The sequence below is a fragment of the Pseudomonas sp. Lz4W genome (assembly GCF_000346225.2).
GTDB lineage: Bacteria > Pseudomonadota > Gammaproteobacteria > Pseudomonadales > Pseudomonadaceae > Aquipseudomonas > Aquipseudomonas paraversuta.
In genome coordinates, this window is sequence record NZ_CP017432.1 from 2,569,156 (window position 1) to 2,588,934 (window position 19,779).

Here is a 19,779-nt window from a genome sequence, read left to right on the forward strand (position 1 = left end):
AACCATGTCTGACTACAAAGCTCCCCTGCGCGACATGCGCTTCGTGCTCAATGAGGTTTTCCAGGTGTCCCGGTTGTGGGACCGACTGCCCGGCATGTCCGGGGTCGTGGATGAAGAGACCGCAGCCGCCATCCTGGAAGAGGCGGGTAAGATCAGCGCCGGGATCATCGCCCCGCTGCGCCAGAAAGGGGATGAGCAAGGCTGCGCCTGGAACAATGGCGCAGTGCAGGCGCCCGAGGGGTTTCAGGCGGCCTATCAGACTTTCGCTGAAGGTGGCTGGGTCGGTCTGGGCGGCGACCCGCGTTACGGCGGCATGGGCATGCCCAAGGCCATCAGTGCCCAGGTTGAAGAAATGGTCAACGCGGCCAACCTGTCGTTCGGTCTCTACCCGATGCTCACCGCCGGCGCCTGCCTGTCACTCAATGCCCATGCCAGCGAAGCGCTGAAAGAAAAGTACCTGCCCAACATGTATGCCGGCCTCTGGAGCGGCTCCATGTGCTTGACCGAGGCCCATGCCGGCACCGATCTGGGCCTGTTGCGTACCAGAGCCGAGCCCCGGGACGATGGCAGTTATGCCATCAGCGGCAGCAAGATTTTCATCACCGGTGGTGAGCACGACCTGACCGAGAACATCATTCACCTGGTACTGGCCAGAGTGCCGGATGCACCCGCCGGGCCAAAAGGCATTTCACTGTTTCTGGTGCCCAAGATACTGGTCAATGCCGACGGGACGCTGGGCGAGCGCAATTCACTGTCTTGCGGCTCCATCGAACACAAGATGGGCATCAAGGCGTCCGCGACCTGCGTGATGAACTTCGACCAGGCGACCGGCTGGCTGGTCGATGCGCCCAACAAAGGGCTGGCGGCGATGTTCACCATGATGAATTACGAGCGGCTGGGTGTCGGCATTCAAGGCCTGGCGCAGGGCGAACGCTCTTATCAAAGTGCCATCGACTATGCCCGTGAGCGCCTGCAAAGCCGCGCCCCGACGGGCGCACAGAATAGCGAAAAGACCGCCGATCCAATTATCGTGCACCCGGATGTGCGGCGCATGCTGCTGACCATGAAGGCCCTGAACGAAGGCGGACGAGCATTCTCCAGTTATGTGGCCCTGCAACTGGACACCGCCAAGTACAGTCAGGACCCGCCCGCCCGGCTGCGAGCAGAACAACTGGTGTCATTGCTGACTCCGGTTGCCAAGGCGTTTCTCACCGACATGGGCCTGGAAGCCACTCTGCACGGGCAGATGATTTTCGGCGGCCATGGCTATATCCGCGAGTGGGGCCAGGAGCAACTTGTACGTGACGTGCGGATCACCCAGATCTACGAAGGCACCAATGGCATTCAGGCGCTGGACCTGACAGGGCGCAAGATTGTCGGCAGTGGCGGGGCACTGTACCGGCTGTTTGCCGATGAAATTCGCCAGTTCAGCGCAACCGCCAGTGCTGACCTGGCCGAGTTCACCAAGCCGCTCAACGCGGCCGTGGACAACCTCGACGAGCTGACCGCCTGGTTACTGGACCGGGCCCGGAACAACCCGAATGAAGTGGGCGCGGCCTCAGTCGAATACCTGCAAGTGTTCGGCTACACCGCCTACGCCTACCTGTGGGCGCGTATGGCCCAGGTGGCCCTGGAAAAACACACCGAAGATGATTTTTACGCCAGCAAGCTGGGCACCGCACGTTTTTACTTTGCCCGCCTGCTGCCACGCATTGAATCACTGAGTTCATCGGTCAAGTCGGGCAGCGAAAGTCTCTATCTGCTGGATGCCGTGCAGTTCTGAGGCACGTCTAAATAAAGAATCAGGAATTTCCATAATGCTTAAAACAAAAATAATTCCACCAGCAGATGGCGCCTATACCTACCCGCTATTGATCAAGCGCCTGCTACTGTCGGGCGCTCGCTATGAGCCGGGCAATGAAATCGTCTACGCCGACAAACTGCGTTACAGCTACAAGACCCTGAACCAGCGTATCCACCGACTGGCCAACGCCCTGACCGCTGCCGGAGTCAAGGCCGGGGATACGGTCGCCATGCTTGACTGGGATAGCCACCGCTACCTGGAATGTTTTTTTGCGGTGCCCATGATTGGCGCAGTGCTGCACACGGTCAACATTCGCCTTTCTCCGGATCAGGTGCTCTACACCATGAATCACGCCGAGGACGACCTGGTGCTGGTGCATGATGATTTCTTGCCCTTGATTGAGCAGATCCAACCCGCTCTGACCAGGGTCAAAGGCTTTATCCGCCTCACTGACGACCAGCCTCGGCGCACCGACCTGCCGCTGTTGGGCGAATATGAAGGCCTGCTGGCGCAGGCGGCTACCGATTACGATTTCCCCGACTTTGACGAAAATTCGGTGGCGACGATTTTCTACACCACGGGCACCACAGGTGCACCTAAAGGTGTGTACTTCACCCATCGTCAGTTGGTGCTGCATACCTTGAATGCCGTGGGAGCCATGGGCAGTTACCAGAGCTTGCCGCTGGTACGTTCCGATGACGTTTATATGCCGATCACCCCGATGTTCCACGTGCATGCCTGGGGGGTGCCTTATGTGGCGACGCTGATGGGGATCAAGCAGGTGTACCCCGGCCGTTACGAACCCAACAGTCTGGTCAGGCTGTTCCGGGAAGAAAAGGTCACGTTCTCCCATTGCGTGCCCACTGTTCTACAAATGATCCTGAGTTGCGAGGAGGCGGTTAATACCCGCTTTGACAGCTGGAAAATGCTTCTGGGTGGCAGCGCCCTGACCCTGGCAATCGCCAGCCAGGCGAGCGCCAAAGGCATTCAGGTACACAGCGGGTACGGTATGTCAGAAACCTGCCCGATGCTCTGCACCAGCTACCTGAACGCAGCAGAAATTGAGCACTCCACGCAAACCCGACTCAGCCAGCGCATTAAAACCGGAATGCCGATACCGATGGTCGACCTGAAGATCATCGATGGCAGCGGCCATGCCGTTGCCCACAATGGAGAGTCTTTGGGCGAAATCGTGGTGCGTGCACCCTGGCTGACCCAGGGCTATTTGAAGGAACCTGAAAAAGGCGCCGAACTGTGGCAGGACGGCTGGCTGCACACCGGCGACCTGGCCTCCATCGACCCCCAGGGCCGGGTGGAAATCAAAGACCGGATCAAGGATGTGATTAAAACCGGCGGCGAGTGGATCAGTTCCCTGGATCTGGAGAACCTGATCAGTGAACACGCGTCGGTGATAGCGGTGGCCGTGGTGGGTGTAGCGGATGAGCAGTGGGGCGAACGGCCGATGGCCCTGGTGGTATGCGAGCCCGGGCAGTACGTCGATCAACCCATGCTTGAGGTCCACCTGCAGCAGTTCGTGGCCTGTGGCCGCATCAACAAATGGGCGATACCCAAACAGTTCGACTTTGTGGTTGAAATTCCCAAGACCAGTGTGGGCAAGATCAACAAAAAGCTGATCCGCGAAAGCCTGTTGACCTGACGCAAAAAGCCCCTGTGCCACGGCGCAGGGGTGTTACCTTGGCGGGGGGCAGATGCTCGCCATCTACGGCAATCACCGCCCCCGGCTCCTTGTTGCAGTTTGGCTCAGATCACTTCAATCCGGGTTTTACCCGCGGCAACCAGACGCTCCAACAGCGGCGCCGGCTGGAACCACATCTGCCCATAAGCGCCCAGGCTCTGGCGATAGTGGCGGATCCCCTCAAGCACCACATCCAGGCCAAGGGTCTGTGCATAGTGCAAGGGGCCGCCTCGCCAGGCCGGAAAGCCATAGCCGTTGATCCATACCAGATCGATATCACCGCTGCGTTGCGCGATACCTTCATCCAGCAGCGCAATCCCTTCGTTGATAAGCATGAACATGCAGCGATCATGGATTTCCTGATTGCTGATGACACGCCGGGTGATCCCCAGGCCCCAGGCGATATTTTCAGCCAGAGCAGTCAACTCCGGATTCTCCACAGGTTCTCGGCCCTGATAGAGGTAGAAGCCACTGGCGGTTTTTTGCCCGTAGTGCCCCAGGTCATACAGCGCGTCGGCGATTTTGCAGTAGCCCGGGTCCTGCCGGATCTGCTCGCGCCGCGCCTCGCGGATCAGGTAGCTGACGTCGATCCCGGCCAGGTCATGCATGGCCAGCACCCCCATGGCCAGCCCCAGATCAGTCAGCACCTTGTCTATCTGGGCTACGGTTGCGCCTTCCAGCAGCAGGCGATGGGCTTCCCGGGAGTAGGGCTCGAGCATGCGGTTGCCAATAAAGCCAAAGCACACCCCGGACACCACCGGGATTTTGCCGATACGGGCGGCGATGCTCAGCGTGGTTGCCAGGGTATCGGCTGCGGTGGCTTGCCCGCGAACCACTTCAAGCAGACGCATGACATTCGCCGGGCTGAAGAAGTGCAGGCCAATCACGTCTTGCGGGCGTCGAGTGACCGCAGCGATGGCATCCACGTCCAGGGTCGAGGTGTTACTGGCCAGGATTGCCCCCGGTTTGCACACTTCGTCCAGGGTGCGGAAGACCTGCTGCTTGATGGCCAGGCTTTCGAATACCGCTTCGATGACCAGGTCGGCATCACTGATCTCGGCATAGTCGAGGGTGCCGTGCAGCAGTTCCATGCGCTGTTCCAGTTGCGCCTCGGTCAGTTTTCCGCGTTTGACGCCAGTCTGATAATTAGTGCGAATCTGCCTTAAGCCGTGGTCCAGCGCCTCAGCCTTGAGCTCCAGCAAAGCGACCGGAATTCCGGCGTTGGCAAAACACATGGCAATCCCGCCGCCCATGGTACCTGCGCCAATGATCGCTACCCGGTGAACGGGACGAATCGGCGTCTGCAGGTTTACCCCGGGCTGTGTGCCGAGGTCGCCCTCGGCAGCATGAACGTGGCGCAAAGCCTCGGACTGGCTTGATCCCTCGAGCTGCCGGAACAGCCCGGCCTCGAACGCCAACCCTTCGGCCAGCGGTAAATTGCAGGCGGCTTCAAGGGCCGCCAGCGCCTGTTGCGGGGCTGGCTGACCTTGCCAGCGATGCTTATTGGCGCTGCGATATTGCTGGAAATAATGCGCAGGCAGTTCGCTGGCCGGGTCGGGCCATGGCGGTGACGGTTGGGCAGGTGCCTGGGCCGCAAGCAGTTCATGGGCCCACTCACTGGCCTCAGCGAGCAAGGTCTCGGGGCTTTGGGCCAGGCGATCGAGCAGACCGGCTTGCAGTGCATGGCGAGCATTGACGGGCCGCCCGTAGAGGATCATTTCCGTAGCTTGCGCAGCGCCTACCAGACGCGGCAAACGCTGAGTACCACCGGCACCGGGAATCAACCCCAGGTTGATTTGCGGCAGGGCGAAACGGGCACCCGGCTCACTGATGCGATAGCCACAGGCAAGTGCCAGTTCCAGGCTGCCCCCCAGCGCCATGCCACTGATTGCGGCAATCAGCGGCTTGTTCAATTGCGTCATGCGCAGCAGTACATCGCCCAGGGAGGGGCTGGCGAATGGCGCCAGAGTACCGGACTCATTGATATCCGCCCCCGCACCAAAGGGCACGCCGTGACCGTAGACAATGATTGCCCGTACCTCCCCGTCGGCCACTGCACGCTCGATGGCCTGCAGCAGTTCGCTGCGCAGCCTCTGGCCTAGGGCATTGACGGGGGCATGGGCCAGGCCGATCAGGGCCAGTTGCCGGTCTACCTGAAAGTGGATCAGGGCACTCATGGCGCCTCCTTTGAAGACAAAGAGGCAACGTCATGCAAGGTGCTCATATCGATCACGAAACGGTATTTCACATCGTTGCTCTGCAGGCGCTCAAAAGCGCTGTTGATGTCCTGCATGGCAATCATTTCGCAGTCGGGCAGGACCTGATGTTCGGCGCAGAAATCCAGCAATTCCTGAATCGCCTGAATTCCGCCGATCAGCGAGCCCACCAGACTGCGGTTATTGCGTATCAGCAAGCCGCCATGAATGGGCTCCAGCGGTTCTATGGCGCCCACCAGCACCAGCACCCCGTTGCGTCCCAGCAGCATCAGGTAGGGGTTGACGTCGTGACGGCGAGGAATGGTGTCGATGATGAATTCAAATGAATTGGCCGCTTTGGCCATCCCTGGCGTATCACTGGAGAGCAGCACCTGCCTGGCGCCCAGGGCGCGGGCGTCATCCGCCTTGCCGGCCGAGGTGGTAATCACGGTGACATCGGCGCCCAGGGCTGTGGCCAGTTTTACGGCCATATGCCCCAGCCCGCCAAGCCCGACCACCGCAACCTTCGACCCTTTGCCCACGCCGTAGCGGCGCATAGGGTTCCAGACGGTGATGCCCGCGCACAACAAAGGGGCTGCGTAGCGCGGATCAAGATTTTCCGGCATGCGCAGCACAAACGGCTCACGAACCACAATATGTTCGGCATAGCCGCCATAGGTGATCTCGCCGGTCTGCCGGTCTTTGCCGTTATAGGTGGTCGTAGGGCCGTGGACACAGAGTTGTTCTTGATGCTCGGCGCAGGGTGCGCACTGCAGGCAACTGTCAACCTGACAACCGACAGCCACCCGGTCACCGACTTTGAAGCGGCTCACCTTGGGGCCTGTGTCTGTGACATAGCCCACAATTTCGTGGCCCGGCACGCAGGGATAAACCGTGTTGTTCCAGTCGTTGTGAACCTGATGAGCATCGGAGTGGCACACACCGCAAAAAGCGATCGCGATGGCAATGTCATCATCGCGCAAGGCCCGCCGCTGGAAGCGAAACGGGGTAAGAGCGCAATGTGCATCCAGAGCAGCAAAACCCAGGCAAGTAGTCATGGCAATGTCCTGTGAAAATCGACAGGCCCCCACAGCCTTGACTGTGGAGGCTGTGGTGGTTAGATCGAGGGGCGTAGCCAGGGAGCCGGGCTGGTTTGCGGTGAAGCAATCTGGTTGACGATCCACTTGCCCATTCGCCGCAGCGGCTCGATGGCATCCTGGGGACCGGCCCATTTGAGCCCTGCGGCGTAGCCCAGCGAGACAATTCGCTGGGCACCATACAAGGGCAATATGTCCTTGAGCTCCTCCTTGATACTTTCCGGGTAGACGCCAACTGTCTGGGTATAGGCATCCACCGCTTCGAGCATTTCGCTCAGCTCGTCAACGGGCACCAGGTTGGCTGTGCGATCGTCCAGACGTGCAGCAAAGGACACCGGCTCCGCCAGCTGGGAACAGATCACCGAACCTTCGCCGTCCTTTCCGCCAATCACTTGATACCAGTCATCACTCAGGCGCAGTGCATCGACTTCGGCCTTGAGGCCCGGGTCGTAACTTTTGGGCGCGGTACTGATGGTATTGGGCAGGGTCTGCATGGCGTCGTAAACATAGCGGCCGAAGGTGTTCAACTGCGCCAGGCCGGCCTCATCGGTACCGCTCTGTACATAGACCACGCGGGCGCACACACAGGCCTTCTGGTTTAGCGCGCCAATGTCGCAGGCCAGGCGCACGGCGGCCTCACGCATGCTTTGCTCACTGTCGAAAGTGGCCTTGCCGATGATGCTGGCGCTGCGTTTGGGATCCAGGGAAATCAGTTCAAGACCCGGCTGGATATAGCGCGTGACATGCTTCATTGAGGCAAAACCGCCCCACGCGACGATTTTTTCCAGGTTCTGAGGCTGGTAAAGACGCTCCTCAAAAGCCTGATCGCCACCTTTCCAGTACGCGACACTCAAGTGCCGGGTCAGCGGATGGTCAGGCGCCATGTCGACCATGGTGCGGGCGATGGCCAATGCCGTGAACGGATCATTGGAAGGCGCTTTGATGATCGCATCGCTGCGCAACACCATATTGCGGATGATGGTCAGCAGCGATAGCCCGGTCGCATTGCCCGCGACGATATGCAGGGTGCGGGCGCCGAAGCAGCGTACTTCCAGCTCGGTGCCGTCGATCAAGCGCTGCCTGACCCAGCCTTCAAGGTATTTGATGCCCACGGACAGCTCGACCTGCTCGGTGATCGCTTCTCGAGTGAGCATATGGCGCAGTCCCATATAGCTGCTTTTGACCATTGTCGGGGTCACCGGGGCGGTCAGGTAAGACAGCTCGCAGGCTTCCTGCAGGTAGGGATTGGTGTCGAACTCCAGGCGTTCACCGAGGGCCTGGGCGTACTCCAGGATATCTTCGAATGTGAGGCTGTACAGGTCGGCCAGTCTGGCCGGATTGCCCAGCGGCAACTGGTCGATGTAGCAGTGTGCATCAGGGGTGCGAAAGATCAGATCACCGCCCCGGCCACCCACATCGATCAGGTTGTCGGTGATGATCTGACCGCGAATGATCATTGGCGCAACAGGCTTGTTCATGGGGTTAGCCCTCCAGGGTATTGAGAAAGTCCATCGCCTGGCGATGAGAGTCTTCTGTGGCGGCACAGGTGATCTTGTCGTCGCCGCCAGTCAGTTCGCTGTAACGCTGAATGGCCCCGACCACGTAGTAGCTGGGTCGGCCGCACGCGCAGGGTTGGTCCCACTCGATGGTGATCTCGTCGCCGGTGATAAAACCGCCCCAGCGGATCTCCGCGCCGAGGTCAAAGAACGCCGCGCGGCCGGTTACGCGGCCATGGCGGGGCAGTGGCCGGCTGGTTTGCGGGTCAAGCAGGTAAGGGATGACCGTGGGGGCAAAGTGGAAGTGCCCGGCTTCACAGCGCGGGTGGGCGCCGCCGACGACTTCGGACATTGCATAGGACTCATTGATCCGCCGGGCCCCGGTGAACCGCAGCACGTCATCGCGCCACCCTTCGGGTTGCACCACGCCCTTGCCACCCCCCGAGGTATGGATAAATGAATCAGGGTCGAACACAGCTTCAAGGCCACGCTCCAGGCCTGCTTTGGCCATGCTGTGCAACAGGTTCCAGGTTGCAGCGATGTATACCCGCTTGCCCCGGAGTTCAGTGGACATCTGATCAAAAAAAGCCGCCAGGTGCTGCGGCATTTCGGCCTGCAACTGGTCAAAGGCCTGCTTCTTGGCCTGCAGTTGCGGGCTGATTTCCAGACGATCAAGGGTGCCCTTGGACTGTGCTGCACGCAGCCTGGCGCCAAGATGAAGCACATCGCTACTGAGGGTGGCCGGGTATGCCGCATGAAACCTTGATTCGTGCCCCAGCAACGCTGGAATCATCGCTTCGTGGACCCGCACATGGCTCAGGTAGCCCTTGCGGTAGTACGGGTAAATGGTGTGCAGGTCGGGCAGGGGCGTATCCGGCCCCTGCATGTTGTGCACATTCATTTTGCGTAGCTGGGCAAATTTCTCCCATTCACGCACGGCGTGGGGCAGGAACGAGAGGGTCCCGGACGTACCGGAAGTGTGGCTGATGCGCAGTTGCGGCACGGCCTCGTCCATGACTTCGAACCAGTCGTCCAGCCCCTCACAGCCACTGACGTTGACCGCCGCAATGGCCTGGGCAAGCTCTGAGGTGACGAGCTTGCCCAGCCACTTGTTGATTTGGCCAAAGTTACGTTTTTCCAGGAGCGACGGCGGGTACGACTTGTACACGGTGTGCTCGAACAACAGAGGAACCACGTCATTGATGTGCAAGACATGATTCACGCCTTCGCCATCGGCGAGCTTCTTGAGGACCGGTATCCGGTCGCGAAGCATTGCAAAGCGCTGCTTTAACCCGCACAGCTGAATCGCGTCGATTTCGGCGCGGGGGAGCATGTCCCAGGCCTGTTGGGAATAGGCGGTCAACTCTGCCGGACTGTTAAGCAATAGCCGGGTTTTTTGTTCTATCGACAGCTGTGAAGTAGGCATGGTCTGGCTCGCTACTCGACTCGTAAACCGGCAATGCCGGAGGAGGATGTGGCTCAAGTATGGGCAGACTGGATGGGCTTTTGTTCCGTATACAGACGATCGATATATCGACCTAACTAGCTGATATAAAACATGAAAAAACTATTCATCGAGGTGCTTTCCAGGACTGATTCCGGATTCCCGGCGAAGACTGTTTTTGCCCGCTGTGCAGTGGCCCGGCTGCAATACACTGGGTTTTCCCCACGCTCGGGTGAGGGCATTTGCCCCTGAGTGCTGTGCTTTGCAAGCAACAACAAAAACTGGACGCAACACACCTATTTGTGAGGCCTTTATGTTGAAAATGGTATTTCAGACCACCGCTTCAATGATCATCGAGCGGGGCGCCGCAACTCGGCTCGCCGAGCATGTACAGGCCATGGGCTGCACATCGGTACTGGTGGTGACCGATGCCGGGGTTATCGCGGCACGCTTGCTGGATGCAGTGCTCGCCAGCTTCGAGAACAGCCCCGTCGCCGTCAGGGTATTTTCCCAGGTACAGGCCGACCCGCCGGAGTCGGTGATTCAGATTGCTGTAGACGTGGCCAAAGCCTGTGCTGCTGATTGTGTGCTGGGGCTGGGGGGAGGGAGTTCGCTGGATGTCGCCAAACTGGTGGCACTGCTGGCCTGCAGCGGTGAGGGCCTGGCTGAGGTCTATGGCATTAACCAGGCCAAAGGCCCGCGCTTGCCGTTGATTCTGGTGCCCACCACGGCAGGGACGGGCTCGGAGGTGACCCCGGTATCGGTGGTGACCACCGGCGAAGGTCAGAAAAACGTGGTGTATTCGCCGCTGCTGCTGCCTGACCTGGCGATACTGGACGCCGAACTGACCCTTGGCCTGCCGCCCCATGTCACTGCCGCCACCGGCATTGATGCCATGGTCCACGCCGTCGAGGCCTACACCAGCAAGGATCTGAAAAACCCGATCTCCGACTGCCTGGCTCGCGAAGCCCTGCGTTTGTTGTCCACCAGCCTGTTCAAGGCCTGCCAGGACGGCAGCAATCTGCAAGCGCGGGAAAATATGCTGCTCGGCGCATGCCTGGCAGGCATGGCGTTCGCCAACTCACCGGTGGCGGCAGTGCACGCCCTGGCCTATCCCCTTGGCGCACATTTTCATGTGCCCCACGGGCTTTCCAATGCGCTGGTGCTGGGGCCGGTGATGCGCTTCAACCTTGAGGCGGTCGCACCTTTGTATGCGCAACTGGCCGATATTGTGCTGCCCGGCCTCAGTGGCAGTGACAGGGAAAAAGCCATGGCATTGGCCGACTACCTGGGAGCGTTGGCCGGTGAGTTGGGGCTGGCGACCCGCCTGCGCGACCTGGGCATTACCGAGTCTGATATCGAGTTGCTGGTGACTGATGCCATGAAGCAGACCCGCCTGCTGGGCAATAATCCCCGGCCCGTCCGTGAGGAAGACGTACGCGCGATTTACAGGAGCATTCTGTGAGCAACAAGATCGAACGTGCGCACCGCGATGAGTTTCGCCGGTTTACCCAGATGCCTACACGCTGGGGCGACCATGACTCCTATGGGCATGTAAACAATGTGGTCTATTACTCTTACTGTGAGTCGGCAATCACGGCCTATCTGGTGGAGCAAGGCACTCTGGACATCGCCCACAGTCCCGTCGTCGGGCTGATTGTCAATTCAGGCTGCACGTACTTCTCATCCCTGTGTTTTCCCGACCGGATCAGTGTCGGAATGAAAATATCGCGGCTGGGCAACAGCAGTGCGCGATACGAACTGGGCCTGTTTCGCAACGACGAACCGCTGGCCTGTGCAGCAGCCCATATCGTCTATGTCTACGTCGATCGGGCCAGCAATACCCCTGTAACCATTCCACCGACGGTACGTGCAGTACTCGCTCGACTCACTGACTAAAGGAGCCGGCTCGTACATACTCCAGCTTGCTGCCTGGCGGGACTGACCCGCCAGGCAGCATTCCGGAGAAACAGCGCATGATCAAACCAAGCCGAAACGGTCAGGGCATACAGGTAGAAATACCGGCGCAGCCACGCAAGGAGCCGCGCCAGCCCCGTTCTATTGCACTGGTGAGTGCGGTAAAACAGACCGGGCGCCAGATTCTTGAAAACGAAGGCCGCGAAGCCTTGAGTGCCATGCGTCTCGCAGCGGATTCGGGCGTGGCAATCAGCTCTATCTATGAGTACTTCCCGACGATCGATGCACTGATCGCTGCGATTTTTGACGATTACCGGTCTGAGGCGCGCACTGCGCTGTTCAGCGACATCATGGCGCTGCCAGCGCAAAGCACATTGCTCGACGGCATTTTGCTGGCCTTGCGAGTCGTGATGGCCGCCCACGTCAAGAAAAACCAGTTCGACCCGGCGTTCAGCGTGCGCTCAACCCATTACGAAGAACTGGTGCGACTGGATGTGGTCAAGGACAAACCGCTGTGGACCAGCACCGCGAGTTCGGCGTTGATGCAACGGTTCGCCAGCGAGATCCGGGTCAAGGACCCGCAAAAGGCTGAGTTCCTGGTTTATCAGACGCTGTCTGCACTGCCCAGGGCCATGCTGCTGGAAAGACCGGGCTACCTGGTGGAGGAAGACTCCCCCGAATTGATTGCAAGCATGCTGCATGCTCTGTTGACCCATGGGCAGACCTGAATCGATGCGCCTGGCTCAGGGCTTCTGAGCCAGTGACCGGCAGCGACCAGGTATCGATCATCAGGGCTGTGCCACCGGCACAGCCGCATCCCTTTTTTGCACCTCAATCAGTAACAGGAACTGGTCTAGGATCAACTGCTCTTGCAAACGCCTTTGAGGATCGACGATGAATTACCGTTATCTGGGCCGCAGCGCCCTGAAAGTATCGCCTTTGTGCCTGGGCGCCATGATGTTCGGCGGCGAGACCGATGAGGCTACCAGCAAGCGCATCATCGACAAGGCGGGCGCCGCAGGCATCAACTTCATCGATACCGCGGATGCTTATCACGCCGGGCGTTCCGAAGAAGTGGTCGGCCGTTCCATTGCAGCGCAGCGCGACAACTGGGTGGTGGCCACCAAGTTCGGTTACCCGTCGTCGGCTGACGCGGGCCCGAATCAACAGGGGCAGTCGCGCAAATGGATCATGCAGAGTGTCGAGGCCAGCCTCAAACGCCTGGGCACCGACTATGTCGACATTCTGTATTTCCACCGCACCTTGAGTGATGCGCCGATGGAAGAGGGATTGCGCGCAATCGACGATCTGATTCGCCAGGGCAAGATCCGCTATTACGGGGTTTCCAATTTCCACGGCTGGAAAATCGCCGAGATGGTTCGCCTCGCTGATTCGTTGGGCATCCAGCGGCCGAGCGTCAGCCAGCCGTTGTACAACATCGTCAATCGTATTGCCGAGGTTGAACAACTGCCTGTTGCAGGCAATTACGGCATCGGGGTTGTGCCTTACAGCCCCCTTGCACGGGGCGTGCTCAGCGGTAAATACCCGGTGGACGCGCCGCCACCGGCGGATACCAGGGCAGGGCGCGGTGACAAGCGTATCCAGCAGACTGAATGGCGTCCCGAGTCGTTGAAAATTGCCCAGACCATTGCCCGGCATGCGGCCGATCGCGGCACTACTTCAGTCGCCTTTGCTATTGCCTGGGTGCTTAAAAACACATTGATCAGCGCAGCGATTGCAGGCCCCCGGACAGAGGCGCACTGGGACGGCTATATGCAGGCTTTAGGGCTGGAACTGGGGCCGGATGACGAGAAACTGGTGGATAGCCTGGTGGTGCCGGGTCATGCCTCGACCCACGGCTTTACCGATCCGGCCTACCCGGTTGAAGGGCGCAAAGTGAGCTGAGCTTGAACAACGCCGCAGGTTTACCTTCCGGCGCTGGCCACAAATCGGGTTAGAGTGTTCATCAATGCCTGTTTATCGGGCCCTCAACCCTGTTCGCAGCTGGCAGTTCCAGCTGCGCTCAGGGCGAAAAACAAACCGTCTTTCAATCGATATGTGAAGAATGAATCGTCCGCTGTTTGTTTCACTGGATGGCCCCAAGGGGGCCGGTAAAACCACACTGCTGGAGGCCATTACCAAAGTGTTGCGGGCCGACAACCAGAAGGTGATCCGCCTTTGCGAGAAAAAAAGCGATCCCTTCAGGGCTGAAACGATGGCCCTGGTGAACACACTCGCCAGAAATCCGGGCCGGGATCTGGAGTGGCAGGTTTGTCAGCGCCTTGCTGACAGCCGGGCCTGGATTTCCCGGCACGTACTGACTAAACAGCCCGCGGACAGCATCATCCTGATCGATCGCTGGTACCCGTCCGATGCCGCGTTTCGCCGGATAGTCCCGTTTGCAGAAATTGTGCAGTTGAACCTTGATCGCAACGTGCGAGTGCCAGACCTGCATGTAGGGGTGGTCACCGCCCCTGAAATTTCATGGGCGAGGGCAGCGGCACGTTCCCGGGGGCTGGGCAGCACCGTGCTGCATGACCTGGAAGAACATGTCGCCTGCACCCTGGGATTCGAGCAAGGGGTTGCAGATCACGGCTGGGTGTTATGCCGTAATGAAGGAACCCTTGAAGAGGCAACGATGCAGGTGGTTTCCGAGATTTATAGAGGCTTTCCATGCCTCATGAATTGAATCAACCCCTGCAAACTGCATGGGCCTCTAACCGGCAGGAACACTCTGCCGTTGGATCAGGTTTTCCCGGGAAAGCTGAATGCACTTGATTGCCAGGAGGGTTGTCGGGTCTATCAAGGCCACTTGATGGCCGTTGATCATGTAAGCCTTGCTGTGCTCCAGCACCAGAGGCAGCTCCGTACAGCCGAGGATGAGCACTTCGGCACCCGATTCACACAAGTGTTCTGCAGCGAGCAGTAGCTGATCTTTACAGATGCCTTCAGTGAACCCGGCTTTAATCCCCCGCGCGCCATAAATCGAATCCATGACCAGCGCCTGGTAGTCGACGCCGGGGACAATTATTTGCAGTCCGGTGCGCCGGGCAGCGTCCTGGTAGACCTGGCTTTTTATGGTGCCCGAGGTCGCCAGCAAGCCGACTGTTTTGCCAGCGCCGTACTGCCGGACAATGGCGTCCACTGTCTCAGTCAGCATGTTGACAATGGGGACCCGCAGGTATGCCTGAATACGTTCAACAAAGGCGTGGGCGGTATTGCAGGGAATCGCAATCGCATTGGCGCCTGCACTTTCCAGGCGCTTGCACGTTGCATACATCGCCATGGTCGGATCCGTTGCGTCATGCAGCAGGTTGGCCGTGCGATCAGGAATCTGCGGATTTTGCTCGACCACCATTTTGATATGTTCCTGATCACGGCCTGCCGGTGTATGTGTAACGACCTTGGCCATGAAGTCGACCGTCGCTGCCGGGCCCACCCCCCCCACTATCCCCAGTTTGAAGGGGGGGCGACTCGATTGACCTTTGTTCAGGGTCGCGAAACCGGCATAAAGCTCGTTGATATCCAGCACTGCAATACCCCGTCGCTGCAGATCACCACAGACCAGCGAGAGTTCAGTCATGCCAGGCAAGACAATGCTTGCCCCTTGTTCCTGTAGCGAAAGGCAAGCCTGATAAGCAGACTCCAGAGGAACCCCGTGCAGATAGCCATCCTTGATGCCATTGACGCCATACATCGCTGCCATCAGCCCTGACTGCACTTCATCGCTGGGATAAACCAGCTTGAAGTCAGTGCCAAAATAGCGCTCAAACAAACCGCAATGGCGCACGTAGTCAGAGGCGACGATACCCAGGGTGATGCCAGGTTTGGCGATATGGTCAATGTGCCTGCGCAGGGCAGCCATCATGTCGAGTACGGGAATACTCAGTTCTTCCTGAATTTCAGCCCGGAATGTATGGCTGGCGAAGCACGGAAGCATCACCGCATCTACGCCACTTTCTTCAAAAGTTTTACAGACCTGGAACACGTAGAACTTGCGCGATGTCATATTCGCGCCCTTGTCCAGGGGCAGCAGCACGTCCTTGAACGGATGCTGCTCGAACAGGAAGTGATAGCGGCCCTGGTCCTCAAGCACGGCCCTGGACTTGACCAGCTTGTAGAACAGATCCCCCCCGGCCAGGGAGCCGAGGCCACCCACAATGCCAAGTTTTCGAACAGTGGCTGCGTCCCCGGATGGCGCTGATTTGCTCTTCATGACGCAACACCAAAAGCCGCCGGGACAGGACATACGGTTTGAGGGTTTACCGGTGAGCGTTGTGCATCGTCAACTTCCTCTGCCGATTCATCACAGGGTTCGGACTTCGCAACCACAACGGTGGCAATGCTGTTGCCCACAACGTTGGTGGCGGTGCGAGCCATATCCAGAAACTGATCAATGCCAAGGATCAGCAAAATTCCGGCTTCGGGAAGATTGAACATGGGCAAGGTTGCCGCTACCACCACCACTGATGCCCGGGCTACACCCGCCATGCCCTTGCTGGTAACCATCAGCGTCAGCAAGATGAGAAGTTGCTGTGTGAAGCTCAAGTCAATGTTGTAGGCCTGAGCAATGAACATGATGGCGAACGCTTGATACATCATCGAACCATCGAGGTTGAACGAGTATCCCAATGGCAGTACGAAGCTGGATACGCGCTTCGGTGCGCCGAATTTCTCCAGTGCCTCCATGGTTTTCGGGTACGCGGATTCGCTGCTGGCGGTGGAAAACGCGAGGAGCACGGGTTCACGAATGAGCTTGCCCAGGGTAAATACCGAGCGGCCGAGAAAAAAGTAGCCGGCGCCGAACAACACTGCCCAGAGGATGAGGATTGCCAGATAAAACTCGGCAATCAGCTTACCGTAATCGACCAGCAGCCCCACGCCCTGGGTAGTAATCGCCGACGCAATGGCTGCAAAAACCCCGATGGGTGCAAAGGCCATGACGAAGTCGGTGATCTTGAACATCACTTTGGCCAGCTCTTCAATGCTGTCGACGATCCTGGTGTAACCGGCGCGCTTGACTCCCGCCAGGGCAAAACCGAAGAACAGCGAGAACACCACAATTTGCAGGGTCTCGTTATTGGCCATCGCCTCGGCAATGCTGCGAGGAAACACGTGGCTGATGAACACTTTGAGGCTGAAATCTCCGGTGTTGACCATTGCCGGACTCGCGGCATGCTGGACCACCTCCATGTTCAGGCCGGCACCGGGTTGAAACAGGTTGACCAGGCCCATCCCGATAGCCAGGGATACCACCGAAGCCGTGACGAACCAGGTCATGGCTCTCAAGCCTATGCGCCCGACGGAACGAGAGTTGCCCATGCTGGCAATGCCGCCGACCAGGGTGGCGAACACCAGAGGGGCAATGATCATTTTGATCATGCGCAAGAAAATGTCGGTGACCAGCGAGAAGTAAGACGCTATCTCTTCGGCTCTCTGTTCGCTGCCTGCGAAATGGTGACATGCCCAACCAACAAGCACGCCCAAGGCAATGCCAATCGCAATTCGACGCCCAAGCTTATTTTTCTTCACAGCGCTTTCCTCAAGTTGTTTTTGTGCTTTTTCTACTTGGCTGCAGACAAGTGTGTTGCTGCCGTGACGCTATGGCGGCGATCTCAGGTTCGAGATTCTAGAGACAGGCCCCGCAGGTCTTGATGAGTAATCAGGATGGGCCTATGCGCTTTTGGAATAGTTTCTCCAGGAGCTGCCTGGGCACTGCCGGGGCGCTATACACTGGCTGTTCGCAGCATGGGGTGAGGCTATGCAAATCAAATGGCTGGATGATCTTCTGGCGGTCGCAGAGTGGAAGAACTTTTCTCGGGCGGCTGAGGTTCGCTGTGTGACCCAGTCGGCTTTGTCGCGGCGTATAAAGTCACTTGAAGAATGGGTGGGTGCAGAGCTGGTGGATCGCGGCACCTATCCGGTCCAGCTCACGCCTGCCGGGCGTGCATTCAGTGAAGAGAGCCGCGAGGCATTGGCGGGGCTGATGAGGTTGCGCTCCAGCCTGCGCGAGGTAGAGCGGATGCCGGGGCGATCCATCCAGGTCACTGCCGGCCACAGCCTGTCGATGACATTCCTGCCCAAATGGCTGAAGCAATTTCAGCAGCACAACGAGCAATTCAATGTGCGGGTCGTTGCCGCCAACATCCACGACGCCGTCATAGCTCTGGAGGAGGGGAGTTGCGACCTGATGCTCGTCTATCACCACCCCCTGGCGCCCATTGTTCTCGATTCGGAAAAATTCGGCAGTCTGACCCTGGGGCATGACGCATTTATTCCGGTGTGCGCACCTGACCGCCGGGGAAATGCGCTGTATCCCTTGCCGGGCAGCTCCAGTAAACCCGTTCCTCATCTCGCCTACACGGCCACGACTTTTCTCGGGCGTGTGGCCGAGATTGTCATAAAGAATGGCCCCGCAGCATGCAGGTTGGAGCGGTGCTACGAGGCGGATATGACAATGCTGCTGATGCGCATGGCCGTCGAGGGTTACGGAGTAGCGTGGCTGCCCCAAAGCGCGGTCATCGATCAACTGCAGCGGGGACAGTTGGTGAAAGCGGGGGGTGATGAATGGAGCACACGACTGGAAATACGTTCCTGCTGCTCAATCAGCAACCAGAACCCCACCATGCGTAACCTCTGGAAGACGCTTGAAGGTGCTTCACTCAATTTAGCGGACGAATAGGGCAAACTCCCATGGCTGCTCCCGCCAGTGCATTACCCGGCGAATGCCGGGCGCTGCCATTGGCCTGAAGGGCTGCATTGGTTTTATCAAGTTTTGAATCATCAGGAGCACCAAAATGTCTTTCAATCCCTCAGTAGCCTTCTTGCCCCTCGCATTGCTGGCTGCAGGGTTCGCCAGCGCCGCCCAGGCCAGGACTGAACCTTCGTTCAAGTGCAGCCCAGGGATGTCCAGCTCTGCCGAGACGCTGATTTGCCAGAGTGAAGAGCTGTCGACCCTGGACCGCAAGCTGGCCGGTGTCTATGACACGGCCGTGAAGAAGGCCGCAAACGCGGCCAAAACCCTCAAAGCCGAGCAACGTGGCTGGATCAAGGGCCGTGACGAGTGCTGGAAAGCCGACGACAAGCAGACCTGCCTGCGCGACAGCTACACCCTGCGTATCGTCGAAATCCAGACAGCCTATGGCCTGGTTCCCTCCACAGGCCCGGTGAAGTTTGATTGCGCCAGTGATGGCAGTGTCGTAGCGACTTTCATCCAGACGGACCCGCCGTCCATCAACGCGACCTACAAGAATCAGCAATCATTGATGTTGGCCGTGCCTTCGGGCCGCGGCGCACATTACCAGGGCCGTAATGAGAGTTTTTGGGAACACCAGGGTGAAGCGCTTGTAACCTGGGGCTACGGCGCCAAGGAAATGACCTGCAAAAAGACTGGGTGAAGCATCAGGATGCCCGGTTAAGTCCGGTTCGTGAGTGTGCCGACATGAGCGGCGTCTAATTGCACGTTCGCTTGAACGTAGAGTGCCAGCGATGGAGCAACTTTCGAAAAAGTCTTGCAGACGCGCCTACTCTCTTGAGCCTTGCGGGTATCTATCCGTCAAGGCTTTCGGCCTTGGCGACTGCGTATGCCACTTGCACTTAACCAGCTCAGCGCGCATAGCCGCCACGTGGGCAAAGGCTGCAGCCGTGATGGCTTTTTGCCTTGCTTGCCTTTAAGCTTCCGGAACCTCTTTAATCAAGGATGACTATGAAACAGCTCATCGCTGTAATGGGTATGTGCTTTGTGCTAGGTGGTTGTGCCACGTCACACTACACCGCAGGCCGGGACTTTTCGTCAACCAATGTGGCCAGCATCACTAAGGGCATGACAACGACAGCCGAACTGAAGTCGCTCTTCGGTGAGCCCTACGCTAAGAGTGCTGTCAGTGAGACTGACGAGAAGTGGATCTACACCTACACCAACGGGTCAGCACACGCTCAGAGCTACATAGTGACAATGAAGGTGACGACTAGAGGCACCCAGAAGACGCTTGACGTGCTTATCCGTAACGACGTGGTGATTAACTATACATTTAGCGAAGGGCCAGCACCGGGCACCATGACAGCAACCAACTAAGATTATGTAATGTGTAGCAAATGCTGTCTCTCCCATGTGCCAATGACCCTAGACTC

The 19,779-nt window shown here is 58.6% G+C and carries 16 protein-coding genes; 10 read left to right on the forward strand and 6 right to left on the reverse strand.

Going from position 1 to position 19,779, the window contains the following annotated elements; all coding sequences use genetic code 11:
- The first annotated feature begins 4 nt into the window (after nucleotides 1-4).
- Together B195_RS11855 and B195_RS11860 are read left to right on the forward strand one after the other, a co-directional pair.
- Nucleotides 5-1,783, forward strand: coding sequence for an acyl-CoA dehydrogenase C-terminal domain-containing protein (locus tag B195_RS11855; protein ID WP_003445565.1), 1,779 nt, complete (start codon nucleotides 5-7; stop codon nucleotides 1,781-1,783).
- A gap of 34 nt (nucleotides 1,784-1,817) precedes the next feature.
- A complete protein-coding gene (locus B195_RS11860) occupies nucleotides 1,818-3,461 on the forward strand; it encodes a fatty acid--CoA ligase (protein WP_003445567.1) in 1,644 nt (547 codons plus the stop codon).
- A gap of 104 nt (nucleotides 3,462-3,565) precedes the next feature.
- Here B195_RS11860 and B195_RS11865 read toward each other — a convergent pair whose 3' ends face one another.
- The 4 genes from B195_RS11865 to B195_RS11880 are packed head-to-tail and all read right to left on the reverse strand — an operon-like array spanning nucleotide 3,566 to nucleotide 9,714.
- Nucleotides 3,566-5,677: a 3-hydroxyacyl-CoA dehydrogenase NAD-binding domain-containing protein gene (locus B195_RS11865; protein ID WP_003445569.1), complete on the reverse strand. Its 2,112-nt coding sequence runs from the start codon at nucleotides 5,675-5,677 to the stop codon at nucleotides 3,566-3,568.
- Entirely contained in the window at nucleotides 5,674-6,753 is a 1,080-nt protein-coding gene (locus tag B195_RS11870; RefSeq protein WP_003445571.1) for an NAD(P)-dependent alcohol dehydrogenase, read from the reverse strand. Before B195_RS11870 ends, B195_RS11865 begins: the two co-directional genes overlap by 4 nt.
- A gap of 59 nt (nucleotides 6,754-6,812) precedes the next feature.
- Nucleotides 6,813-8,270: an acyl-CoA reductase gene (locus B195_RS11875; protein WP_003445573.1), complete on the reverse strand. Its 1,458-nt coding sequence runs from the start codon at nucleotides 8,268-8,270 to the stop codon at nucleotides 6,813-6,815.
- Between the two features lie 4 nt (nucleotides 8,271-8,274).
- Nucleotides 8,275-9,714: a hypothetical protein gene (locus tag B195_RS11880; RefSeq protein WP_003445575.1), complete on the reverse strand. Its 1,440-nt coding sequence runs from the start codon at nucleotides 9,712-9,714 to the stop codon at nucleotides 8,275-8,277.
- Nucleotides 9,715-10,045: 331 nt separating this feature from the next.
- On the opposite strand from B195_RS11880, the gene B195_RS11885 reads away from it, so the two are divergent.
- The 5 genes from B195_RS11885 (at nucleotide 10,046) to B195_RS11905 (ending at nucleotide 14,338) form a co-directional block, all read left to right on the forward strand.
- On the forward strand, nucleotides 10,046-11,197 hold the full coding sequence (locus B195_RS11885) for an iron-containing alcohol dehydrogenase (protein WP_003445577.1): 1,152 nt from the start codon (nucleotides 10,046-10,048) through the stop codon (nucleotides 11,195-11,197).
- Complete coding sequence (locus tag B195_RS11890; protein ID WP_003445578.1) at nucleotides 11,194-11,631, forward strand: thioesterase family protein; 438 nt, start codon at nucleotides 11,194-11,196, stop codon at nucleotides 11,629-11,631. The genes B195_RS11885 and B195_RS11890 overlap by 4 nt, the downstream gene beginning before the upstream one ends.
- Nucleotides 11,632-11,708: 77 nt before the next feature.
- A complete protein-coding gene (locus tag B195_RS11895) occupies nucleotides 11,709-12,377 on the forward strand; it encodes a TetR/AcrR family transcriptional regulator (RefSeq protein WP_003445586.1) in 669 nt (222 codons plus the stop codon).
- Between the two features lie 166 nt (nucleotides 12,378-12,543).
- The gene (locus B195_RS11900) at nucleotides 12,544-13,554 is read left to right on the forward strand and encodes an aldo/keto reductase (RefSeq protein ID WP_003445589.1); all 1,011 of its coding nucleotides are present in this window, start codon (nucleotides 12,544-12,546) and stop codon (nucleotides 13,552-13,554) included.
- A 160-nt stretch (nucleotides 13,555-13,714) separates the two neighbouring features.
- Nucleotides 13,715-14,338 carry a dTMP kinase gene (locus B195_RS11905; RefSeq protein ID WP_003445590.1) on the forward strand — a complete coding sequence of 208 codons (624 nt, stop codon included), beginning with the start codon at nucleotides 13,715-13,717 and terminating at the stop codon, nucleotides 14,336-14,338.
- Between the two features lie 27 nt (nucleotides 14,339-14,365).
- Here the strand turns inward: B195_RS11905 and B195_RS11910 are convergent, their stop codons facing one another.
- Nucleotides 14,366-15,865: an amino acid racemase gene (locus B195_RS11910; protein WP_003445597.1), complete on the reverse strand. Its 1,500-nt coding sequence runs from the start codon at nucleotides 15,863-15,865 to the stop codon at nucleotides 14,366-14,368.
- Nucleotides 15,862-17,181: a dicarboxylate/amino acid:cation symporter gene (locus tag B195_RS11915; RefSeq protein ID WP_003445600.1), complete on the reverse strand. Its 1,320-nt coding sequence runs from the start codon at nucleotides 17,179-17,181 to the stop codon at nucleotides 15,862-15,864. The genes B195_RS11910 and B195_RS11915 overlap by 4 nt, the downstream gene beginning before the upstream one ends.
- Before the next feature lie 229 nt (nucleotides 17,182-17,410).
- On the opposite strand from B195_RS11915, the gene B195_RS11920 reads away from it, so the two are divergent.
- The 3 genes from B195_RS11920 (at nucleotide 17,411) to B195_RS11930 (ending at nucleotide 19,723) form a co-directional block, all read left to right on the forward strand.
- Nucleotides 17,411-18,331 carry a LysR substrate-binding domain-containing protein gene (locus tag B195_RS11920; protein ID WP_003445601.1) on the forward strand — a complete coding sequence of 307 codons (921 nt, stop codon included), beginning with the start codon at nucleotides 17,411-17,413 and terminating at the stop codon, nucleotides 18,329-18,331.
- Nucleotides 18,332-18,446: 115 nt separating this feature from the next.
- A complete protein-coding gene (locus tag B195_RS11925) occupies nucleotides 18,447-19,046 on the forward strand; it encodes an MliC family protein (protein ID WP_003445603.1) in 600 nt (199 codons plus the stop codon).
- 308 nt (nucleotides 19,047-19,354) lie between these two features.
- Nucleotides 19,355-19,723, forward strand: coding sequence for a hypothetical protein (locus B195_RS11930; RefSeq protein ID WP_003445609.1), 369 nt, complete (start codon nucleotides 19,355-19,357; stop codon nucleotides 19,721-19,723).
- Nucleotides 19,724-19,779 lie beyond the last annotated feature (56 nt).

Bases quoted from the DNA above. Each gene is read 5' to 3' on its own strand.
- B195_RS11885 (WP_003445577.1), top strand. From the start codon at position 10,046: ATGTTGAAAATGGTATTTCAGACCACCGCTTCAATGATCATCGAGCGG.
- B195_RS11860 (WP_003445567.1), top strand. From the start codon at position 1,818: ATGCTTAAAACAAAAATAATTCCACCAGCAGATGGCGCCTATACCTAC.
- B195_RS11905 (WP_003445590.1), top strand. From the start codon at position 13,715: ATGAATCGTCCGCTGTTTGTTTCACTGGATGGCCCCAAGGGGGCCGGT.
- B195_RS11865 (WP_003445569.1), bottom strand. From the start codon at position 5,677: ATGAGTGCCCTGATCCACTTTCAGGTAGACCGGCAACTGGCCCTGATC.
- B195_RS11895 (WP_003445586.1), top strand. From the start codon at position 11,709: ATGATCAAACCAAGCCGAAACGGTCAGGGCATACAGGTAGAAATACCG.
- B195_RS11930 (WP_003445609.1), top strand. From the start codon at position 19,355: ATGAAACAGCTCATCGCTGTAATGGGTATGTGCTTTGTGCTAGGTGGT.
- B195_RS11910 (WP_003445597.1), bottom strand. From the start codon at position 15,865: ATGAAGAGCAAATCAGCGCCATCCGGGGACGCAGCCACTGTTCGAAAA.
- B195_RS11870 (WP_003445571.1), bottom strand. From the start codon at position 6,753: ATGACTACTTGCCTGGGTTTTGCTGCTCTGGATGCACATTGCGCTCTT.
- B195_RS11875 (WP_003445573.1), bottom strand. From the start codon at position 8,270: ATGAACAAGCCTGTTGCGCCAATGATCATTCGCGGTCAGATCATCACC.
- B195_RS11880 (WP_003445575.1), bottom strand. From the start codon at position 9,714: ATGCCTACTTCACAGCTGTCGATAGAACAAAAAACCCGGCTATTGCTT.
- B195_RS11925 (WP_003445603.1), top strand. From the start codon at position 18,447: ATGTCTTTCAATCCCTCAGTAGCCTTCTTGCCCCTCGCATTGCTGGCT.
- B195_RS11920 (WP_003445601.1), top strand. From the start codon at position 17,411: ATGCAAATCAAATGGCTGGATGATCTTCTGGCGGTCGCAGAGTGGAAG.
- B195_RS11855 (WP_003445565.1), top strand. From the start codon at position 5: ATGTCTGACTACAAAGCTCCCCTGCGCGACATGCGCTTCGTGCTCAAT.
- B195_RS11900 (WP_003445589.1), top strand. From the start codon at position 12,544: ATGAATTACCGTTATCTGGGCCGCAGCGCCCTGAAAGTATCGCCTTTG.